The sequence below is a fragment of the Pseudomonas sp. SF2 genome, from assembly GCF_036858055.1.
Taxonomy (GTDB): Bacteria; Pseudomonadota; Gammaproteobacteria; order Pseudomonadales; family Pseudomonadaceae; genus Aquipseudomonas.
Window position 1 is genome coordinate 1 of sequence record NZ_JAMBDI010000084.1, and the last position, 1,097, is coordinate 1,097.

General features: G+C 69.2%; 1 protein-coding gene. It reads left to right on the top strand.

Annotation, left to right across the window (positions count from 1 at the left end):
• A partial coding sequence (locus tag M2S36_RS24945; RefSeq protein WP_333958021.1) for an Ig-like domain-containing protein occupies positions 1-1,097 on the top strand: 1,097 nt, incomplete at both ends.

The following is a 1,097-nucleotide window of genomic DNA, read 5'->3' on the forward strand; positions in this document are numbered from 1 at the left end:
GTGGTCGAGCCGAGCAACGGCACGGAAATCAGCGGCACCGCCGAGCCAGGCAGCACCGTCATCCTGACCGATGGCAGCGGCAACCCGATCGGCCAGACCACCGCCGACGGCAGCGGCAACTGGAGCTTCACCCCCGGCACGCCGCTGGCCAACGGCACGGTGGTCAACGCCGTGGCCCAGGACCCGGCCGGCAATACCGGCCCGCAGGGCAGCACCACGGTGGATGCGCTCGCACCCGCTGCGCCGGTGGTCAACCCGAGCAATGGCGCCGTACTCAACGGCACCGCCGAGCCAAACAGCACGGTGACCCTCACCGATGGCAGCGGTAATCCGATTGGCCAGGTGACGGCCGATGGCAGTGGCAACTGGACGTTCACCCCGGGCACGCCGCTGCCCAATGGCACCGTGGTCAACGCCACGGCGACCGATGCCGCCGGCAATACCGGCAACCCCGGTAGCACTACCGTGGACTCGTCGCTGCCGTCGATTCCGCAGGTCGAGCCGAGCAACGGCTCGGTGATCAGCGGCACCGCCGATGCGGGCAACACCATTATCCTCACCGATGGCAACGGCAACCCGATCGGCCAGGTCACCGCCGATGGCAGCGGCAACTGGAGCTTTACCCCCGGCGTACCGCTGCCGGATGGTACCGTGGTCAACGCGGTGGCGCGTAACCCCGGTGGGACCGAAAGTGCACCGGCGGTCATTACCGTGGACGCCGTGGCCCCGGCGGCGCCAGTGGTCGAGCCGAGCAATGGCACGGAAATCAGCGGTACCGCCGAAGCCGGCGCGACGGTCATTCTCACCGACGGCGGCGGCAACCCGATCGGCCAGACCACCGCCGATGGCAGCGGCAACTGGACCTTCACGCCTGCGACCCCGCTGGCCAATGGCACGGTGATCAATGCCGTGGCCCAGGACCCGGCCGGCAATACCAGCGGGCCGACCAGCGTCACCGTTGACGCCGTCGCGCCGCCCGCACCCATCATCGACCCGAGCAACGGGGTGGTGATCAGTGGTACCGCTGAAGCGGGGGCCAAGGTGATCCTTACCGACGGCAGCGGTAATCCGATCGGCGAGACGACCGCCGACGGCAG